General features: G+C 59.3%; 13 protein-coding genes. 7 read left to right on the top strand and 6 right to left on the bottom strand.

The annotated features are described in order from the left end of the window. Positions 1–61: 61 nt before the first annotated feature. Together HU754_RS25845 and HU754_RS25850 are read right to left on the bottom strand one after the other, a co-directional pair. Positions 62–367, bottom strand: a complete 306-nt coding sequence (locus HU754_RS25845; protein ID WP_186623961.1) for a DUF6482 family protein — start codon at positions 365–367, stop codon at positions 62–64. A gap of 137 nt (positions 368–504) precedes the next feature. Next, entirely contained in the window at positions 505–993 is a 489-nt protein-coding gene (locus HU754_RS25850) for a TIGR00645 family protein (RefSeq protein ID WP_007909801.1), read from the bottom strand. Between the two features lie 159 nt (positions 994–1,152). On the opposite strand from HU754_RS25850, the gene HU754_RS25855 reads away from it, so the two are divergent. Next, positions 1,153–2,982: a hypothetical protein gene (locus HU754_RS25855; protein ID WP_186623963.1), complete on the top strand. Its 1,830-nt coding sequence runs from the start codon at positions 1,153–1,155 to the stop codon at positions 2,980–2,982. 36 nt (positions 2,983–3,018) lie between these two features. On the opposite strand, the gene HU754_RS25860 is transcribed toward HU754_RS25855, so the two are convergent. Continuing rightward, on the bottom strand, positions 3,019–3,333 hold the full coding sequence (locus HU754_RS25860; protein WP_007909799.1) for a PA4575 family protein: 315 nt from the start codon (positions 3,331–3,333) through the stop codon (positions 3,019–3,021). A gap of 311 nt (positions 3,334–3,644) precedes the next feature. Continuing rightward, entirely contained in the window at positions 3,645–6,083 is a 2,439-nt protein-coding gene (locus HU754_RS25865) for a Lon protease family protein (protein WP_016986197.1), read from the bottom strand. 301 nt (positions 6,084–6,384) lie between these two features. Here HU754_RS25865 and HU754_RS25870 point away from each other — a divergent pair, with 301 nt between their 5' ends. From HU754_RS25870 to HU754_RS25885, 4 genes are all read left to right on the top strand, one after another. Then, entirely contained in the window at positions 6,385–6,873 is a 489-nt protein-coding gene (locus tag HU754_RS25870) for a DUF3015 domain-containing protein (RefSeq protein ID WP_007909797.1), read from the top strand. A 94-nt stretch (positions 6,874–6,967) separates the two neighbouring features. Further along, the gene (locus HU754_RS25875; protein WP_186623965.1) at positions 6,968–8,821 is read left to right on the top strand and encodes an Lnb N-terminal periplasmic domain-containing protein; all 1,854 of its coding nucleotides are present in this window, start codon (positions 6,968–6,970) and stop codon (positions 8,819–8,821) included. Positions 8,822–9,041: 220 nt separating this feature from the next. Further along, positions 9,042–9,398 carry a hypothetical protein gene (locus tag HU754_RS25880; protein ID WP_095121717.1) on the top strand — a complete coding sequence of 119 codons (357 nt, stop codon included), beginning with the start codon at positions 9,042–9,044 and terminating at the stop codon, positions 9,396–9,398. A 70-nt stretch (positions 9,399–9,468) separates the two neighbouring features. Next, the gene (locus HU754_RS25885; RefSeq protein WP_186623967.1) at positions 9,469–9,963 is read left to right on the top strand and encodes a GreA/GreB family elongation factor; all 495 of its coding nucleotides are present in this window, start codon (positions 9,469–9,471) and stop codon (positions 9,961–9,963) included. Here HU754_RS25885 and gdhA read toward each other — a convergent pair. Next, positions 9,960–11,297, bottom strand: coding sequence for an NADP-specific glutamate dehydrogenase (gene gdhA / locus HU754_RS25890; RefSeq protein ID WP_099757229.1), 1,338 nt, complete (start codon positions 11,295–11,297; stop codon positions 9,960–9,962). The two genes, HU754_RS25885 and gdhA, sit on opposite strands and share 4 nt — an antisense overlap. Positions 11,298–11,647: 350 nt before the next feature. Further along, complete coding sequence (gene ettA, locus HU754_RS25895; RefSeq protein WP_099757230.1) at positions 11,648–13,312, bottom strand: energy-dependent translational throttle protein EttA; 1,665 nt, start codon at positions 13,310–13,312, stop codon at positions 11,648–11,650. Between the two features lie 285 nt (positions 13,313–13,597). On the opposite strand from ettA, the gene morA reads away from it, so the two are divergent. Then, positions 13,598–17,476: a cyclic di-GMP receptor MorA gene (morA, locus tag HU754_RS25900; RefSeq protein ID WP_186623969.1), complete on the top strand. Its 3,879-nt coding sequence runs from the start codon at positions 13,598–13,600 to the stop codon at positions 17,474–17,476. A 240-nt stretch (positions 17,477–17,716) separates the two neighbouring features. Next, on the top strand, positions 17,717–18,970 hold the full coding sequence (gene glyA / locus HU754_RS25905) for a serine hydroxymethyltransferase (RefSeq protein WP_093434775.1): 1,254 nt from the start codon (positions 17,717–17,719) through the stop codon (positions 18,968–18,970). The last annotated feature ends 316 nt before the right edge of the window (positions 18,971–19,286 follow it).

Here is a 19,286-nt window from a genome sequence, read left to right on the forward strand (position 1 = left end):
CGCGCCCGGAACCAAAAGGGCGAGCAGACTAGCACAGATGCCCGGCGATGGGGCGCAAGGCCTACAGGGCTGAACGCCAGGCGAGCGGCACCTTCAGGCATGCATCGATACTGCCGGCCAGGCCGCACATTTCGTCATGCACCGAGGTGTGGACAAGATTGAAGGGCAGCACCGGAAACGCATGCAGCAGATCCCGCGCATGCTCCACTGATCGCAGGTTCAGCATCTTGCCTTTGGGATCACTCAACGGATATGCCGCTCCGTGCATCCGCGCTTCGAGCAGATAAATCCCGCCCTCCATGGAGATCAGGTTCAACTCATCGACCTTCCTGGCGATGGCAAACGCATTCAGCTCTTGCAGGTTCATGAACGCACCTCACAAAGTGGCGAGTCAGGACCTCTACAGGGATATGCTTGCGCGCACCAAAGCACAAGCCACAAACGACACCGCCCGTCTGTTTCGCAACAGACGGGCGGTGTTTTTTTGCAGCGATCAAGGGTTGATCAGTGCTTGGTGACTTTGTCCAGGTAACCCATGGCAAACGCCGAAACGACGAAGGTCATGTGGATGATCACGTACCACATCAAGTGCTCGGGATCGACGTTCTTGGCGTCCATGAAGATGCGCAGCAAGTGGATCGATGAAATCGCCACGATCGAAGCCGCCACTTTCATCTTCAACGACGAAGAGTCCATGGTGCCGAGCCAGCTGAGCTTTTCCTTGCCTTCGTCGATGTTCAGTTCAGAGACGAAGTTCTCGTAGCCGGAAATCATCACCATCACCAGCAGGCCGCCGACCAGTGCCATGTCGATCAGCGACAGCAGCACCAGAATCAGTTCCGACTCGGCCATCGAAAAAACGTTGGGCAGGATGTGGAACACTTCCTGGAAAAATTTCAGTGCCAGCGCCAGCAACCCGAGCGAAAGCCCGATATAGATTGGCGCCAGCAGCCAGCGCGAGGCGTACATTGCATTTTCGATAAAGCGTTCCATTGAATCTCACACAAGGGGGTGGAAATGGCGGCGAGTATACCAGCCCCCTGTGACAGCCAGAAACTGCCCGAAAATCCGCCACCTGCGCGTGCGGATGATTTTTTTCTGCTAGTGTCGAAACCATTGACAGCCCAGTGACTGCAGACAGGACGTGTGGAAATGGATGTGCGATTACCGATAACGACGGCCGGAATTTGCCTTGCTCTGTTGATCAGCGGTTGCTCGCCCGGCGACGAAACACACACCACCAGCCTTGAAGAAAAAACCGCAAAGTTCGAACAGTCACTGGACGCCATCACCGACACCAAACTCAAGGACGCCATCACCGAACTCGGCGGCTCACTGCTACTGCTCGAACGTGCGCAACTCAAGCTCAACGACAATCCGCCGCGCACCGAATACGGTGAAGACGCGCTCGCCGTGCTCAAGCACTACCCTGCCCCGCAGACGCTGGTCGATACGTTTATCAACGGCCTGTTCGTGCTGCACAAGGATGCCAGCTCCGATTACCTCACCGATCTGCAACCGGTGTTCCCGTTCAACCTGAACATTCCCGGCGGTTTCTTGTTTCCACACGGTGTGGAATGGCAGTCGGTAACGTTGAGCAACAAACGCGTGATCGCCTATCAGCCGGAATGGTCGGAAACCGATCCGGGCATTCAGCTCAGCCCCTCCAGCTCCAACGTCACCAATCCCGATGACCTGACCGTGACCTACCCGTTCATTGACGGACTGGACGTGGACAAGAAGTCCCTGCCGCAACCGGTCAGCCTGCAAGGCCAGATCGAAGTCATCGCACCGCGCCGCTTGTACAGCTTCGACCTGACGCAAAAAGACGTCGGCCAGACCCGCAGTAACGACAACCTCAGCGTCAAACTGCTGAAGCTCGAGAACAACTACGCCGAAGTGGAATTCAGCAACAATCTGCCACTGGCGGCGGAAGTCGCAGAGACGCAGCTCAATCCGCTGATCGTCCAGGCCCGCGACAAGACCGGGCAATACCTGATACGCGCCGGCTCGATCAACGAGAGCCCGGAGCAAGTCGCGTTCTACGAAAAACAACTGGCCTACCTGCAACAGCAGAAGGGCTGGAGCGATGCGCTGGAGAAGCAACTCACCGAAGAGCAGCAGGCATTCGAGGACAAGCACCCGCGTCGCTATAACAAGGTCTATTTCAATGGCCCGATCGACACTCTGGAAGTCAGCGTACTCGACTTCTCCTCGGCGACGGTGACGCGCAAATCGCTGGATCTGCCGATTCGCACGTTCAATCAACACACGACGCAGAAGGCCATTCAACCGCTGGATCTGCCAGTGACGGTCTACGACGATCTGGCAGCCAACTGGCTCAAAGGCGCGAGCCTGACCGAGGACCAATTGAAGGCTGGCATCCGCGTCCATCAATACGTTGAAGAACCGAGCGCTGCACGCATCGAGTTTTCCCATCGCCGTACGTTCAACGATGAACTGCTGGGCGATGACTTCAGCCCGGGGGTCAGCCCTGTCACGTTCTTTACCGAAAAACGCAGTGGCAAACTCGATGAACCGATCGAACTGCCGCCCGAGGCATACCAGGTCGATCCGCTGCGCGCGACGATCACTTACGACCTGAACCTGTTCCCGGAAACCCCAGCGATCGCCGTCGGTTCAATGCCGCTGTTTCTCGCGACTGTGGCCAAGCAGGCATACGACGCCAAGTCCTTGCCCAAAGGTCTGGAGATCAAGAACAACCTGCTGGTGGTGGACCTGAAATTGTTTCCGCCCAACGAATGGCGTTTCTTCGTCAAAGACGACAGCGGCAACTACCTCAAGCAGATTCTTTCTGTCAGCCACGATGCGAGCGCAGAAGGCCCGGCGCTGTTCGGCGTGCACTATTTTTATGGCCGCCCGACGCACGTAGAAACCTATCAGCGCACCGACCTCGCCACTGTGCAATACGGCTTTGAGGTCAAACTCGACAGGGCGCAGGCGCCTGAGGCTGCCCACTGAAGAGCCAGATCAAAAGATCGCAGCCTGCGGCAGCGCCTACAGGGCGCGGCCACGGCCCCCGTTGATCTGCCGCAACTGGGCTTGCAGGTGCAGGCTCCAGATCTGCGGATCATCGGCCAGTTCATAGCCGTGCAAGGTCAGGCTTTCAACGATGGTGTCGAGTATCGATTCGGCGGCGACCGGCCCATGAAACGGGCCTTGGGCCTTGATGGCGGAAGGTTGTTCACCGGCCATGCCGGCGGCGAAGAGCAGCGTCCACATGCCGTTATCGCCGGCCAACGGCTTGATGGCGCATTCGATACGGGTCACCAGACCCAGGCATTGACGGGTGAGACAGAGGTTGCGCGACATGGCGGCGACCCTCGGTGAAGCCGGTATTCAGCCCTCACGGGAGGACTGGCTCGATCCAGTGATACTGTCGATATCCTTGAGCTGAGAATAGAAGAAAAGTCCGCTGCGCAAGCCGAATGAGACCAGAAGGCGCCGAATGGTCATTGTGTGAATATTGGCGTCAGAGTTGTGGCGATTTTCCCGAAGATCACCACAAAGACCAATGTAGGAGTGAGCCTGCTCGCGATAACGGTGTGCCAGGCAACTTATTCGCCGACTGACACTCCGCTATCGCGAGCAGGCTCACTCCTACAGTTTGACCGCGTTTAGGTTCAGGCCGGTTTGGCTTCGGCCAGCGCTTCTTGGGCCAACTCCTTCTCGGCTTCCTTGAGGTCTTCTTCGCTGATCATCTCGGCGATGTCGCGCAAGCGCTCGACCACCCGAGCGTTGATGCTGCCTTCCGGGAATTCGCCGTCGGCATTCGGTTCACCGGCCGGTTCACCCACCAGCAAGCTCAACGCCTCGTCGGCCTGGCGCACCGCGTACACGTGGAACTGCCCGGCACGCACCGCCGCCAACACTTTCTCATCAAGCATCAGCGTGGCGACGTTGGCCTGCGGAATGATTGCGCCCTGCTCGCCAGTCAGCCCGCGCGCTTCGCAGAGTCGGAAGAAGCCTTCGATCTTCTCGTTGACCCCGCCCACCGCCTGCACTTCGCCGAACTGGTTGATCGAACCAGTGATCGCAAAGCACTGCTTGAGCGGGGTTTTCGACAGCGCCGAAATCAGCGTGCACGCCTCGCCCAGCGACGCGCTGTCGCCGTCGACGTAACCGTACGACTGCTCCAGCGCGATGCTCGCGGAAATCGCCAGCGGGAATTCCTGGGCGTAACGGCTGCCTAGATACCCGGTGAGGATCATCACGCCTTTGGAGTGGATCGGCTGACCGAGGTTGACCTCACGCTCGATGTCGACGATGCCGCTGCCACCCGGGTAAACCGTGGCGGAAATCCGCGCCGGCACACCGAACGCCGAGTCGCCGACTTCGAGCACGGTCAGACCGTTGCACTTGCCGACCGCCGCGCCATCGGTGTCGATCAGGATGATCCCGGCAAGCATGTCGTCGAGAATCCGCGCCGACACACGACCGGTGCGGGTGGCCTTGGCTTTCAAGGCACGTTCGATATGCCCGGCATCGGTCATTTCATCGCCGGCCAGGTGACGGATGAAATCCGCTTCGCTGACCAGTTGGAACAGATCACCAATGCGCGCCGACAAACGCCCCTGGTGCTCAGCCAGTCGTGCGCTGTAAGTCGCCAAACGCGCCACCGCATCGGCAGTCAGCGGCGCCATGCCTTCTTCCGATGTCCGGGTTTTCAACAACTGGGCAAATTGCTCCAGGCTCTCGTCGACCATCGGGATGTCTTCGTCGAAATCCACGAGGACGCGGAACATCTCCTGGAAGTCCGGATCGAGGTCTTGCAGCGTGTAGTACAGCGACCGCGCACCGATGATGATGACTTTGACCTGCAACGGAATGTGCTGCGGGTTGAGCGTCACAGTGGCGAAACGGCCCATCTCGCCCAGCGGCGATTCCATTTTCAGCTTGCGCGATTGCAGGGCGCGTTTCAGCGCATCCCACACAAACGGCTCGCTGAGCATTTTTTCCGCTTCAAGAATCAGGAAACCGCCGTTGGCGCGGTGCAAGGCGCCCGGACGCAACTGACGATAAGTGGTGTAGAGCGCGCCCTGATCGGTGGTGTATTCGATACGGCCGAAGAGATTTTCGTACGTCGGGTGCGGTTCGAACACCACCGGCGCACCGCCGCTGAGCGGATGGCCGACCACCAGGCTTGGCGCGTATTGCTCTTCCAGCAATTTGCGCGCGACGGCGTCGGTCTTGCTGTCGTCGACCAGTTGCTCGACCACGGTTTTCAGCAGATAGACCTGCATGGCTTGCAGGTAACCGCAGACCGCAGCGTTCTCGGCGTACTTCTCCGACAACGGCGATAGCAACGGCTGCAGCGCCAAGGTAATGGTTTCTTCGTTGAGCGACCGCAGTTGATTATTCGACTCACGCTTCCACTGCGGCAGGCTGGCGAGTTCTTCGTTCAGGCGCTCTTCGAGGCCGGAAATGTCATCGTGAAAACGCTCACGATCAGCTTCCGGCAACTGGGCAAATTCCGCTTCGTCCAGTGCTTTGCCGTCGAGCATCGGCGTGAAGGCGATATTGCTGCTGTCGCGATACAGGGCAACGTCTTTTTCCAAGGCCAGGCGCTCGATGATGTCGAGGGCCTTGTCGTAGCGCTGGTTGAACGCGCGGTCGATGGCGCTTTTCTTTTGCTGATAGGACGGGTGCTCGAACACCGCTGGAAACGTCGCCAGCAGGTTGTCGATCAAACCGTTGATGTCACCGATAAACGCGCCGGCGGTGCCCGAAGGCAGTTCCAGCGCACGCGGCTCGCGCGGCTCATCGAAGTTATTGACGTAGACCCAGTCCGCCGGGGTCTGCAGGCGCTTGCCTTCGGCCTTCAGGTAGCGTTTGACGAACGAGAAACGGCCAGTGCCGGGCTCGCCCATGACGAATACGTTGTAACCGGGGCGTGGCATGGCCACACCGAACTGCAAGGCTTCGACCGCGCGTTCCTGGCCGAGCACACCGCGAAAGGGCTCCAGATCATTGGTGGTAGTGAAGCTGAACTGTTCAGCGGAAAACGGACGGGTCAGCGCTTCGGGCGCGAGACGCAAGCTGGCAGCAACAGGATCAGGCATCGGGCTTCCTTAACAATCAGGCGGGGCAGATAGCGGCATTCTGGCGCTGCCCGTGCCCCACTGGCAAGGCGCGCCACACTACAAAGCATAGACAACCGGCCAAGCCTGCGGCCCGCCCCCTGAAACCGGGGTTTATTCCAAATATTTTGCAAAAAACCACGGAACCCCTGGAACGTGCCTAAACTCCAAACTGCGCGGCTGGAACTAATACCGGCCCACTGGCTTCGTTTTGATCTGTTTCGTACAGAGCTTGGGGGGCCAGAACCCTGTCCATTGGTATGCACACAAAGAGAAAAAAGCTATGAAACGGATTCTTCTCGGTACTCTCTTCACCGCTGTATCCATCAACGCAATGGCGCAAGCTCCAGGCGGCCCGGATTGCGGTTGGGGCAACATGCTGTTCGAAGGTCAGCGTGGCACCCCTGCTCACTTCCTCGCTTCCACCACCAACGGCACGTCCGGTAACGCCACCTTCGGGATGACGTCCGGCACCAACGGTTGCTCGACCAACGCATCGCTGACCTACGGCGGCAAATCCTGGTTTGCCATGAATGGCATGATGAACGAGCTGTCCGAAGACATGGCCAAAGGCAACGGCGAAGCGCTGACGACTTATGCCGTGGTACTGGGCGTGGCGCCGGAAGACCGTGCGCACTTCGCTGCTGTGACTCACGAGCACTTCCAGCAGATCTTCAGCAAGGCTGACGTGACCGCTGAAGACGTGCATACCAACACCCTGGCCGTACTGAAATCGGATCCTCGTCTGGCCAAGTACGCAACTCAGGCTTAAGCTCGACCTCGCCCGCTTCCTTCGGGAAGCGGGTTTTGTTTTTTCGGCCCGCCCTCCTTGGGTCTTTATTTCTTTCCTGTTCAAGTTGCCGACTATGCTCAAACGCCTTGCCTGGCTGGCGCTCTGTGTCTGCGCCCCGCTGTCCGCCGCGCCCCACATCGACCCTCAACGTTTGCAGCAACTGGCCAACGACCGCTTCTGGATTTCCCTCGGTCACTACGAAACCGCCAAGCTTGGCGGCTGGCGCAGCTATGTCAGCGACAAGAAGTTCTTTCTTGCGCCCGATGGCAATGAACATCCCGATCATGAGCTGGCGGCCACCGTGCAAGCGCTGTACGCCCCGGCCAGTCTTGGCGAGCAACATGCGCAATGTGTTTATCCGGCGCGCACTCGCTGGCTGAAGGCGCAACTCAATCTCAGCGATCTGCCGACACCGGCATGCGCCGAATACAAAAAGTGGTTCAAGGACGTCTCGCCGCACAGCGCGGTGATGATCTTCCCGGCGGCTTATTTGAACAGTCCGTCATCGATGTTCGGCCACACCCTGCTGCGCATCGATCAAGCCGATGTGCAGGCCGACAAGACCTCGCTGCTCAGTTACGCGATCAACTTCGGTGCCTACATCGAAGGTTCGGACAACAGCATTCTGTACGCCTGGAAAGGTTTGATGGGCGGCTATCCCGGGTTGTTCGCGCTGGTGCCCTATCAGGAAAAACTCTCGGAATACCGCAGCCTGGAAAACCGCGATCTGTGGGAGTACCGATTGAATCTGACCCAGGAAGAAACCGCGCGCATGGTCGAGCATGTGTGGGAGTTGAAGCAGATCCAGTTCGACTATTTCTTCTTCGACGAAAACTGCTCGTATCGTCTGCTTGAGTTGCTGCAGGTGGCACGCCCGAGCCTGCGTCTGACTGAACAATTCCCGTTGACCGCGATTCCCACCGACACCGTCAAAGCAGTGAAGGAAGCCGGGCTGGTGGAAAGTATCGAATACCGCCCGTCCCGCGAGCGCGAATTGCTCAGCCGTGCCGAGCCTTTGAACAGTGACGAACAGCAATGGGTGCTGAACGTCAGCGCCGATCAACAGCAGTTGCAGGATCCGGCGTTCAAAGCCCTGCCCCGCGACCGTCAAGCGTTGATCATCGACGCGGCATATCGTCTGGAGCGCTACCGCGCCAACGGCCAGGAACGCGATCCACAACGGGCACAGCGCAGCTTTGAACTGCTGCGGGCGATCAACAAGAACCCCGCCCCCGAACTGGACATCCCACAACCGGGCTTGCCCGAAGACGGCCACGAATCGCGCACCTGGCAGGCCGGTCTCGGCACCCGTGGCGACCGTGCGTTCGGTGAGTACGGCTTGCGCATGGCTTATCACGATCTCAACGACAACGCCGAGAGCTTCCCGCTCGGCGCACAGATCGAGATCCTGCAGATGAAACTGCGTCAGTACGAGGGCAATCAATGGCAGTTTCAGCAACTGGATCTGGCGACCATTCGTTCGCTGACACCGCGCAATGAGCTGCTGCAACCGCTGTCGTGGCAAGTCACTGGTGGTCTTGAGCGCGTACCGGGCAAGCACGATGACGAGACGCTGGTCAGCCACGTGAATGGTGGCGGTGGCGGCACTTGGGCGTTGGGTGATGACGTATTGGGTTTTGCCCTCGGCACCGTGCGCATCGAGCACAACAATGACTTTGCCGAATTCGTCTCCCCGGCCGGCGGTTTCAATACCGGCGTGCTGTGGAAAAACCCGCTGGGCAATCTCAGCCTCGAAGCCAAGGGTGATTACTTCTTCAATGGCGAAGTGCGCCGTAGCCTGAGCCTGAATCAGCAGTGGGAGTTGTCGCGCAACCTCGGTTTACGTCTGAGTGCGCAGCGTGAGTTCAGCCATCTCGCCACCCCGGAAACGGAAGTCATGCTTGAAGTGAAGTGGTATCACTACTGATCTGAAGCCCGACAAATTCCCCCTGTGGGAGCGAGCCTGCTCGCGAAAGCGGTGGGTCAGTCAGCATCTTTGTTGAATGACCGATTGCATTCGCGAGCAGGCTCGCTCCCACATTTGGTCTTGTGGTGTTGATGGATTTTTCACGGCGCTTCGACAGCCGCCTCATGAATCAGCTTCTAGACTTTCCCCATAGGCCGGAGAACCGGCGCGGGAGAGTGCGATGTGGCGGTGTGCGGGTTTGCTGGGTGTTGTGCTGTTACTGGGCGGTTGCCAGACCACCCATGAAGATCTGATCGCCAAGGGTTATCCACCGGCCTTCGCCGACGGTTTTGATGACGGTTGCGTCAGTGGTCGGCAAGCCGCCGGTTCGATCAGCGGCGAGTTTCGCAAGAACGTGCCGCGCTATCTGAAGGACAAGCAGTACGCCGAAGGCTGGACCGACGGCTTTCGGCAGTGTCAGGCCATGCTGGAAAACAAGGGCCGCGAAGAGTATCGCAACGAACACTGGGACGAGCGCGAACGCGCCTGGCAACAGCAGAAAGATCAGGACGCCGGGCGGGCCTATCGCTCGCAATAGGTCGTTTCCAGACATCCAGTGAAACCAAATGCCTGCGAGCATGGCCCAAACCTCATACGAGGAGGACACCATGAGTCGCGCATTCGTCAACGAAGACAACGCCGCCGCGCAAGCCGATCAGCCGGTAGAACGGCAGGTCAGCACGCAGCCCAATTACGTCACGCCGCAAGGGCTGGCGCAGTTACAGGCGAAGGTCGCCGAACTGCAAACCTTGCATGCCGAACAATCGGCCAAAGGGGAGCAGGCTGACAAGCAGCGTCTGGCGGATCTCGAAAGGGATTTGCGGTATTTCAATCAACGCCTGAGCAGCGCACAAGTCGCGGTTGCCGCGACCTCCACCGACAAAGTGCAAATCGGCAGCTGGGTCACCTACGCCGATGAGCACGACACCGAACGGCGTGTGCAACTGGTTGGCGAAGATCAGGCCGATGCCGGCAAAGGCCTGATCAATTGGGGCTCACCGCTGGGCCGGGCGCTGCTCGGTGCGCAGCTCAATGACGAGGTGCTGTGGCAACGCCCCGCCGGCGATCAAATGATTGAAGTGATCCGCATCGAACCGGCTTAAACCACGCCCTGCGCGAGCATTGCGTCGGCGACTTTGACGAAGCCGGCGATGTTCGCGCCTTTGACGTAGTTGATCCGCCCGTTCTCTTCGCCGTAGTGCACACAAGCGTGGTGGATCGACTGCATGATCGCGTGCAGCTTGCTGTCCACCTCACCGGCCGTCCACAGCAAGCGCATGGCGTTCTGCGACATCTCCAGACCGCTCACTGCCACGCCGCCAGCGTTGGACGCTTTGCCCGGCGCAAACAGAATCCCGGCCTCGATGAAGATATCCACAGCCTCGAGCGTGGTTGGCATGTTCGCGCCCTCAGCTACGCACACGCAGCCATTGCGCAGCAGTGTGCGCGCGGCTTCGGCGTCGAGTTCGTTCTGCGTAGCGCACGGCAGCGCGATGTCGCACGGCAACGACCAGGGCAACTGACCGGCGCGGAATTCCAGGCCGAACGCTGCGGCCAATTCGCTAATGCGTCCACGTTTGACGTTTTTCAGTTCCAGCAGCGCCAGCCACTGCTCTTCACTCAACCCGGCTTCGCAATACAACGTGCCTTCGGAGTCGGACAGGGAAATCACCTTGCCGCCCAGGTCCATCACCTTGCGCGCCGCGTATTGCGCGACGTTGCCGGAACCGGAGATCGCCACACGCTTGCCTTCGACGGTCTGCCCGCGACGCTTGAGCATTTCTTCAGCGAAATATACGCAGCCGAAACCGGTGGCTTCCGGACGAATCAGGCTGCCGCCGTAGGTCATGCCTTTGCCGGTCAGCACACTGGTGAACTGGTTGCTCAGGCGCTTGTACTGGCCAAACAGGAAACCGATCTCGCGCGCACCGACGCCGATGTCACCGGCCGGCACGTCAACGTCGGCGCCGATGTGGCGGTACAACTCGCTCATGAACGCCTGGCAGAAACGCATGACTTCAGCGTCGCTCTTACCCTTCGGATCGAAGTCGGAGCCGCCCTTGCCGCCGCCCATGGGCAACGAGGTCAGGGAGTTTTTGAAGGTCTGTTCGAAGGCGAGGAATTTCAGCACGCCCATGTTCACCGACGGATGGAAACGCAGGCCACCCTTGTACGGGCCGATGGCGCTGTTCATCTGGATGCGGAACCCGCGATTGACCCGGACTTTGCCCTGATCGTCGACCCACGACACGCGAAACATCACCGCGCGCTCCGGCTCGCAGATGCGCTCCAGAATCCCCGCGGTCAGGTAATGCGGATTGGCTTCGAGAAACGGCCACAAACTGCGCAGGACTTCTTCGACGGCCTGGTGGAATTCGGGTTGATCCGGGTCGCGTTTTTTCAGGCGAGCGAGGAAGGATTCGACGGATTCGATCATGGGAAAAGTCTCGGCAAATTTATTGTCGTTGGAGGAGATTGGGCCGGACTGTAACAAACGAAATGCGCACAGGAACAGAGCAAAATGTCGCAGTTATGAAATTAAATGGTGCACAGGATATAAATCAGAGGCCTTTTTGGACTGTTGTTGCACCTGATTGGTGAGATAGACCTCGGACAATGCACCAACAGTCACACCGCTTTCGCGAGCAGGCTCGCTCCCACAGGGGAATGCATTTCAAATGTGGGAGCGAGCCTGCTCGCGAAGGGATCGCCTCGGTCTCGCTGACAAAAACCAGGCAAAAAAAACGGAGCCCGAAGGCTCCGCTCTTTTATGCCACCAACCCGATATCAGGCCAGTTTCTTGTGACGTACCCGGTGTGGCTGAGCAGCCGCTTCGCCGAGACGCTTTTTACGATCCGCTTCGTACTCGGTGTAGTTGCCTTCGAAGAACACCGCTTGCGAGTCATCTTCGTACGCCAGGATGTGCGTCGCCACACGGTCCAGGAACCACCGATCGTGAGAGATCACAATGGCAGCGCCCGGGAAGTCCAGCAGGGCTTCTTCCAGGGAACGCAGGGTTTCCACGTCGAGGTCGTTGGACGGTTCGTCGAGCAGCAGGACGTTGCCGCCCTCCTTCAGAGTCAGCGCCAGGTGCAGACGACCGCGCTCACCACCGGACAGATCCTTGACGAACTTCTGCTGATCGCCGCCCTTGAAGTTGAAACGACCGACGTAGGTACGCGACGGGATCTCGTAGTTGCCGATGCGGATCTGGTCGGAACCGTCGGAGATTTGCTGGAATACAGTCTTGCTGCCATCCAGGTCATCACGGCTCTGGTCAACGCAGGCCAGTTGCACGGTTTCACCGACTTCGATGCTGCCCGAATCCGGTTGTTCCTTGCCCATCAGCATGCGGAACAGGGTCGACTTACCGGCACCGTTACCGCCGATCACGCCGACAATGGCGCCTTTCGGCATCGAGAACGACAGGTTGTCGATCAGCACGCGGTCGCCGTAGCCCTTGGTGACGTTCTTGAATTCGATGACCTTGTCGCCCAGGCGCGGACCGGCCGGGATGTAGATCTCGTTGGTTTCGCTGCGCTTCTGGAATTCCTGCGATTGCATTTCTTCGAAGCGTTGCAGACGCGCCTTGGATTTCGACTGGCGGGCTTTCGCGCCTTTGCGCACCCACTCCAGTTCTTCTTTCATGGCTTTTTCGTGAGCCGACTGCTGCTTGGATTCAGCGGCCAGACGATCGGACTTGGCTTCAAGCCAACCGGAGTAGTTGCCTTCGTATGGAATGCCCGCGCCGCGGTCGAGTTCGAGAATCCAGCCAGCGACGTTATCGAGGAAGTAACGGTCGTGCGTGATCGCTACCACAGTGCCCGGGAAGTCGTGGAGGAAGTGCTCCAGCCACGCCACCGAGTCGGCGTCCAAGTGGTTGGTCGGTTCGTCGAGCAGCAGCATGTCCGGCGCGGACAGCAGCAGACGGCACAGGGCCACACGGCGTTTTTCACCACCGGACAGGTGTTCTACTTTGGCGTCCCAGGCCGGCAGACGCAGCGCATCGGCGGCGACTTCCAGTTGACGCTCAAGGTTGTGACCATCGCTGGCCTGCAGGATCGCTTCGAGTTTGGCTTGCTCGGCGGCCAGCTTGTCGAAGTCGGCATCCGGATCGGCGTAAGCGGCGTAGACCTCGTCCAGACGCGCTTGCGCATCCTTGATCACGCTGACCGCTTCCTCGACCACTTCACGCACGGTCTTGGTCGGATCAAGTTGTGGCTCTTGCGGCAGATAACCGATGTTCAGGTCCGGCATCGGACGGGCTTCGCCCTCGAACTCGGTGTCGACGCCAGCCATGATTTTCAGCAGCGTGGACTTACCCGAACCGTTGAGGCCGAGTACACCGATCTTGGCGCCGGGGAAGAACGACAGCGAAATGTTTTTGAGAATTTCCCGCTTCGGCGGAACAACTTTGCCCAGCCGATGCATGGTGAAGACGTATTGAGCCATGGAGAACCTTGGGTCAGTGACAGATGAATGATTGCAGCGCAGGCGAAGCCCGGCCAGACCATGCGCGTCGTTCACTTGATGGTTATCAATGCGTGCGCGCTGAAAAAGTCTGAGTCTAGGAGCTGGAACGCTCCCGCGTAACCGGCAAAGCTACCTTAATGACCGGTGGCAGTCCAGCCGCGCGGGGCTGGCACTTCGCCACGACTCAAGGCATGCTAGCCGCCCTTTGGGCGTCCGGCTTATAGTGCACGTCGCGCCAGTCCAGCCAAATCGCAGGATCACAGCTTGTCCAATGTCACTCCGCCAGCTTCTGTGAGCAGCACCCCACCGGCGCCCGGTTCGTCCCTGCGCGGTACATTAAAGGGTGCGCTGGCGACGCTCGTGCTTTTATTGCTGGCGTTGCTGTTCTGGCAACTGCTCGATCAACTGCGCGAAACCCAGAAAAACCAGCGTCAGTACACCATCGATTACACCGCCGACCTCGCCGCGCAGGTCAGCCTGAACATGGCGCTGAACGCGCAAATCGCTCTCAATCTGCTACCGATCGTCGAACAACCGCAATCAGCCGACGAACAGCAGGTGCTATTGCGCAAGCTCCAGCAATCCTTGCCTGACCTGCGCAGCCTGGCCCTGCTCACCCCTTCCGGCAAAATCATCAGCGACAGTGACGACAACAGCCACGACGCTAGCTACCTCACCGAACTGGTACGCCGCAGCCGTGCACAGGCGCATTACTTCAGCAACGCCGACGACGGTTCTGTGGTGCATCTGTTATTGCATCAGGCCAGCGGCAGCACGCGCGGTTATTGGGCATTGCGCCTGACGCCGACGTTCTTCGACTCGCTGACCAAACAGGGCGAAACCGGCATCCGCCCGTTGTGGCTGGTGGAAAACCGCCTCAATCATCAGATCATCAGCCGCGATGAAGCGCAGCCCTCGGCCAAGGCTGGCGTCTTGAGTCCGGACGACATGGCCAACACGGTGTTGACCGTGCCGCTGAGCAGCAGCGACTGGCAGTTGCGTGGTCTGTTTGACCGCCAGCGCGTGCTCGAAGAACTGCTGCCGGCGTTCATCGGCAAATGCCTGCTGGGCCTGGCGTTCTCGATGTTGCCGGTGATTGCCCTGCTCAACATGCGCCGGCGCCAGCGCCAGTTGCATGAGGGTCGCCGGCGTTATCAGGACATCTTCGAAGGCACTGGCGTGGCCCTCTGTGTGCTGGACCTGTCCGGCCTGAAGCAGGTCTTCGACAAGGCGCAGATCCAGACCAGCGACCAGCTCAAGGCCTGGCTCGACCAACCGCAGCAACGCCAGCAACTGTTGCAGGAACTGCGCGTCACCGAGGTCAACCAGGTTGCGCTGCAATTGCTCAATGTCAATTCCTGCGAGCACGCCTGGCAACTGTTGATCGACGGCCATCCACACCGCCAGTGCGCCATCGGCAATCAAGTGCTCGACGCCGTCCTGCAGCAGCAAAAGCAGCTGGAACTGGAAATCAAACTGCCGGACATCAACGGCCGCGACCAGCACCTGTGGATGGTGTTGCGTCTGCCGACCGAGCAGCACGACTACAAAGCGGTGATCCTCAGCATCAACGACATCACCAGCCGCAAGCTGATCGAACTGTCGCTGCTCGAACGTGAAGGCTTCTGGTCAGACGTGGTGCGCACCGTGCCGGATCATCTGTATGTGCAGGACGTGATCAGCCAGCGGATGATTTTCAGCAACCACCACCTCGGTCAGACCCTCGGCTACAACCGCACTGAATTGCACCAGATGGGTGAGTATTTCTGGGAGATCCTCCTGCACCCGGAAGATGCCGACTACTACCATCGCTCGCGGCAGATGCAGCGCCACGCCGGTTACAGTCAGTTGCTCCAGTGCCAGTTGCGTTTCCGCCATCGCGACGGCAAATGGCGGCGTTTCGATATTCGCGAACAGGCGCTGGCCCGGGACAAACACGATCAGGTCACGCGGATCATCGGCGTGGCCAAGGACATCACCGAACAGATCGAAGCCAGCGAATCCCTGCGCGACAGCGAGCAGCGCTACCGCATGCTTGCCGAAAGCATCAGCGACGTGATTTTCTCCACCGACAGCAAGCTCTCGCTGAACTACGTCAGCCCGTCGGTGCAGGCGGTGCTGGGTTATGACGCGGAGTGGATTTTCCAGAACGGCTGGCAATCGACCATTGCCAACCCGCAGCAACTGAGCGGCATCTACACGCTGATGGATCGCGTCAGCAAGGCGCTGGACAAACCCGAGCAACTGGCGGTGTTGCGCAACCAGGTACAGACGCAATTGTTCCTGTTCGACTGCCTGCGCGCCGATGGCCGCAAGATCCCGATCGAGCTGCGTCTGGTGCTGGTGTGGGATGAACATGGTGCGTTTGAAGGCGTCCTCGGTGTCGGTCGCGACATCAGTCAGCAGCGCCGCGCCGAGAAAGACCTGCGCATGGCCGCCACGGTTTTCGAACACTCGACCTCGGCGATCCTGATTACCGACCCGGCCGGTTACATCGTGCAAGCCAACGAAGCCTTCAGTCGCGTCAGCGGTTACGCGGTGAGCGAAGTGCTCGACCAATTGCCGAACATGCTCACCGTTGATGAGCAACAGGACGCGCACCTGCGCTACGTACTCAAACAATTGCATCAGCACAGCACATGGGAAGGTGAAGTCTGGCTCAAGCGCCGTAATGGCGAGCATTACCCGGCGTGGGTCGGCATCACCGCGGTGCTCGACGACGAAGGCGATCTGGCCAGTTACGTGTGCTTCTTCAGCGATATCAGCGAACGCAAGGCCAGCGAGCAGCGGATTCACCGCCTCGCCTACTACGACGCCCTGACCCACTTGCCGAACCGCACGCTGTTCCAGGATCGTCTGCACACCGCGCTGCAATCGGCCGAGCGGCAGAAGTCGTGGGTGGTGCTGATGTTCCTCGACCTCGACCGTTTCAAACCGATCAACGACTCCCTCGGTCACGCCGCCGGCGACCGCATGTTGAAAGACATGGCCACGCGCCTGTTGGCCTGCGTCGACGATGACGACACCGTGGCGCGCATGGGCGGCGACGAATTCACACTGCTGCTGCAACATCGCTCCAGCCGCGAACTGGCGCTGAACCGGGCGATTCATGTGGCCGAGCAGATCCTTGGCAGCCTGGTGCGGCCATTCGTGCTGGAAGGTCGCGAGTTCTTTGTCACCGCCAGTATCGGCATTGCCCTGAGTCCGCAGGACGGCAACGAACTCAGCCAGTTGATGAAGAACGCCGACACCGCGATGTACCACGCCAAGGAGCGCGGCAAGAACAACTTCCAGTTCTATCAGGCCGACATGAACGCCAGTGCGCTGGAGCGTCTGGAGCTGGAAAGCGACTTGCGCCACGCGCTGGAGCTGGAAAGCGACTTGCGCCACGCGCTGGAGCAGAACGAATTCGTCCTGTATTACCAACCGCAATTCAGCGGTGACGGCAAACGCTTGACCGGCGCCGAAGCGCTGTTGCGCTGGCGCCATCCGCGCCGTGGCCTGGTGCCGCCGGGGGATTTCATTCCGGTGCTGGAAGAGCTGGGTCTGGTGGTGGACGTCGGCGACTGGGTGATCAGCGAGGCGTGCCGTCAGCTGAAGACCTGGCACCAGAATCGTGTGCGTGTGCCGAAGGTGTCGGTGAACATCTCGGCGCGGCAATTTTCCGATGGCCAACTCGGCACGCGGATCGCCACAATCCTGCGTGAAACCGGCCTGCCACCGGCGTGTCTGGAGCTGGAGCTGACCGAAAGTATCCTGATGCGCGAAGTCAGCGAAGCGATGCAGATTCTCGCCGGGCTGAAAAACCTTGGCCTGAGCATTGCGGTCGACGACTTCGGCACCGGTTACTCATCGCTGAACTACCTCAAGCAATTCCCGATCGACGTGTTGAAGATTGACCGCACCTTTGTCGATGGTTTGCCGTCCGGTGAGCAGGACGCGCAGATCGCCCGGGCGATCATCGCCATGGCGCATAGCCTGAATCTGGCGGTGATCGCCGAGGGCGTGGAAACCCATGAGCAACTGGACTTCTTGCGTGAGCATGGTTGCGATGAGGTTCAGGGGTATCTGTTCGGGCGGCCGATGCCGGCGGGGCGGTTTGAGGCGCAGTTCAGTAATGATGCACTGTTCATGTTCGACTGAAGTCCTGCGGCGCGGCATTCGCGAGCAGGCTCACTCCCACAAGGGATTGATGTCGGTCAGGAAATCGCAAGAGCACCCCGGTTACTGTGGGAGCGAGCCTGCTCGCGAAGAGGCCTTCAAAAGCACCGCACATCTGTCATGAACGCCACTTGTCTGCGACATGATGTCGTTTCATATGCCATCCAAAACCCATTGGGTTAGAATGCCCCCCTTTTCTGCCCCCGATCCTTGAGGACCGCCATGTTCAGCCGTGATTTGACTATTGCCAAGTACGACGCCGACCTTTTTGCCGCCATGGAGCAAGAAGCTCAGCGCCAGGAAGAACACATTGAGCTGATCGCTTCGGAAAACTACACCAGCCCAGCGGTGATGGAAGCTCAAGGCTCGGTCCTGACCAACAAGTACGCTGAAGGGTACCCAGGCAAGCGTTACTACGGTGGTTGCGAGTACGTTGACGTTGTTGAGCAACTGGCCATCGACCGCGCCAAGGAACTGTTCGGCGCCGATTACGCCAACGTTCAGCCGCACGCCGGTTCGCAAGCCAACGCCGCTGTTTACCTGGCCCTGCTGCAAGGTGGCGACACCATTCTGGGCATGAGCCTGGCACACGGTGGTCACCTGACCCATGGCGCCAGCGTTTCCTCCTCCGGCAAGCTGTACAACGCCGTACAGTACGGCATCGACGCCAACGGCCTGATCGACTACGACGAAGTCGAGCGTCTGGCGGTTGAGCACAAGCCGAAAATGATCGTGGCCGGTTTCTCTGCCTACTCGCAGATTCTCGACTTCCCACGCTTCCGCGCCATCGCGGACAAAGTCGGTGCTTACCTGTTCGTCGACATGGCTCACGTAGCTGGTCTGGTTGCCGCTGGTGTTTACCCAAACCCGGTGCCTTTCGCTGACGTCGTGACCACCACCACCCACAAGACCCTGCGCGGTCCACGTGGTGGCCTGATCCTGGCTCGCGCCAACGCCGAGATCGAGAAGAAGCTGAACTCCGCGGTATTCCCGGGTGCCCAGGGTGGCCCGCTGGAGCACGTGATCGCTGCCAAGGCGATCTGCTTCAAGGAAGCGCTGCAGCCTGAGTTCAAGGCCTACCAGGAACAAGTGGTGCTGAACGCCCAGGCCATGGCCGAAGTGTTCATCGAGCGCGGTTTCGACGTAGTGTCGGGCGGTACCAAGAACCACCTGTTCCTGCTGTCGCTGATCAAGCAGGACATCTCCGGTAAAGACGCCGACGCCGCTCTGGGCAAAGCCTTCATCACCGTGAACAAGAACTCCGTGCCAAACGATCCACGCTCGCCGTTCGTCACTTCCGGCCTGCGCTTCGGCACTCCGGCTGTGACCACTCGTGGCTTCAAGCAAGCCGAGTGCAAAGAGCTGGCTGGCTGGATCTGCGACATCCTGGCTGACCTGAACAACGAAGCAGTGATCGACGCCGTTCGTGAGAAAGTCAAAGCCATCTGCAAGAAACTGCCGGTATACGGCGCTTAAATGCGACGTTAAACCCGCAGCATGAAAAACCGGCCAAGTGATTGGCCGGTTTTTTTTCGCCCCTGATTTCCCGTGTAGGAGCTGCCGAAGGCTGCGATCCTTTGATCTGGATCTTAAAAACAAGATCAAAAGATCGCAGCCTTCGGCAGATCCTACACTTGGTCTTGGCCACTGGTCAGACCGGTCATGCCAATTTTGATATTTTCACTTGTCATCCCAAAAAAACCGAGCGTAGACTGCACCCGCACTGGACATACCGGTAAGACCACAATAATTAAGTCCTGAATCTGATGCGCCACGCGCACGGCAGCCAGGA

The organism is Pseudomonas zeae, from assembly GCF_014268485.2.
GTDB lineage: Bacteria > Pseudomonadota > Gammaproteobacteria > Pseudomonadales > Pseudomonadaceae > Aquipseudomonas > Aquipseudomonas neuropathica.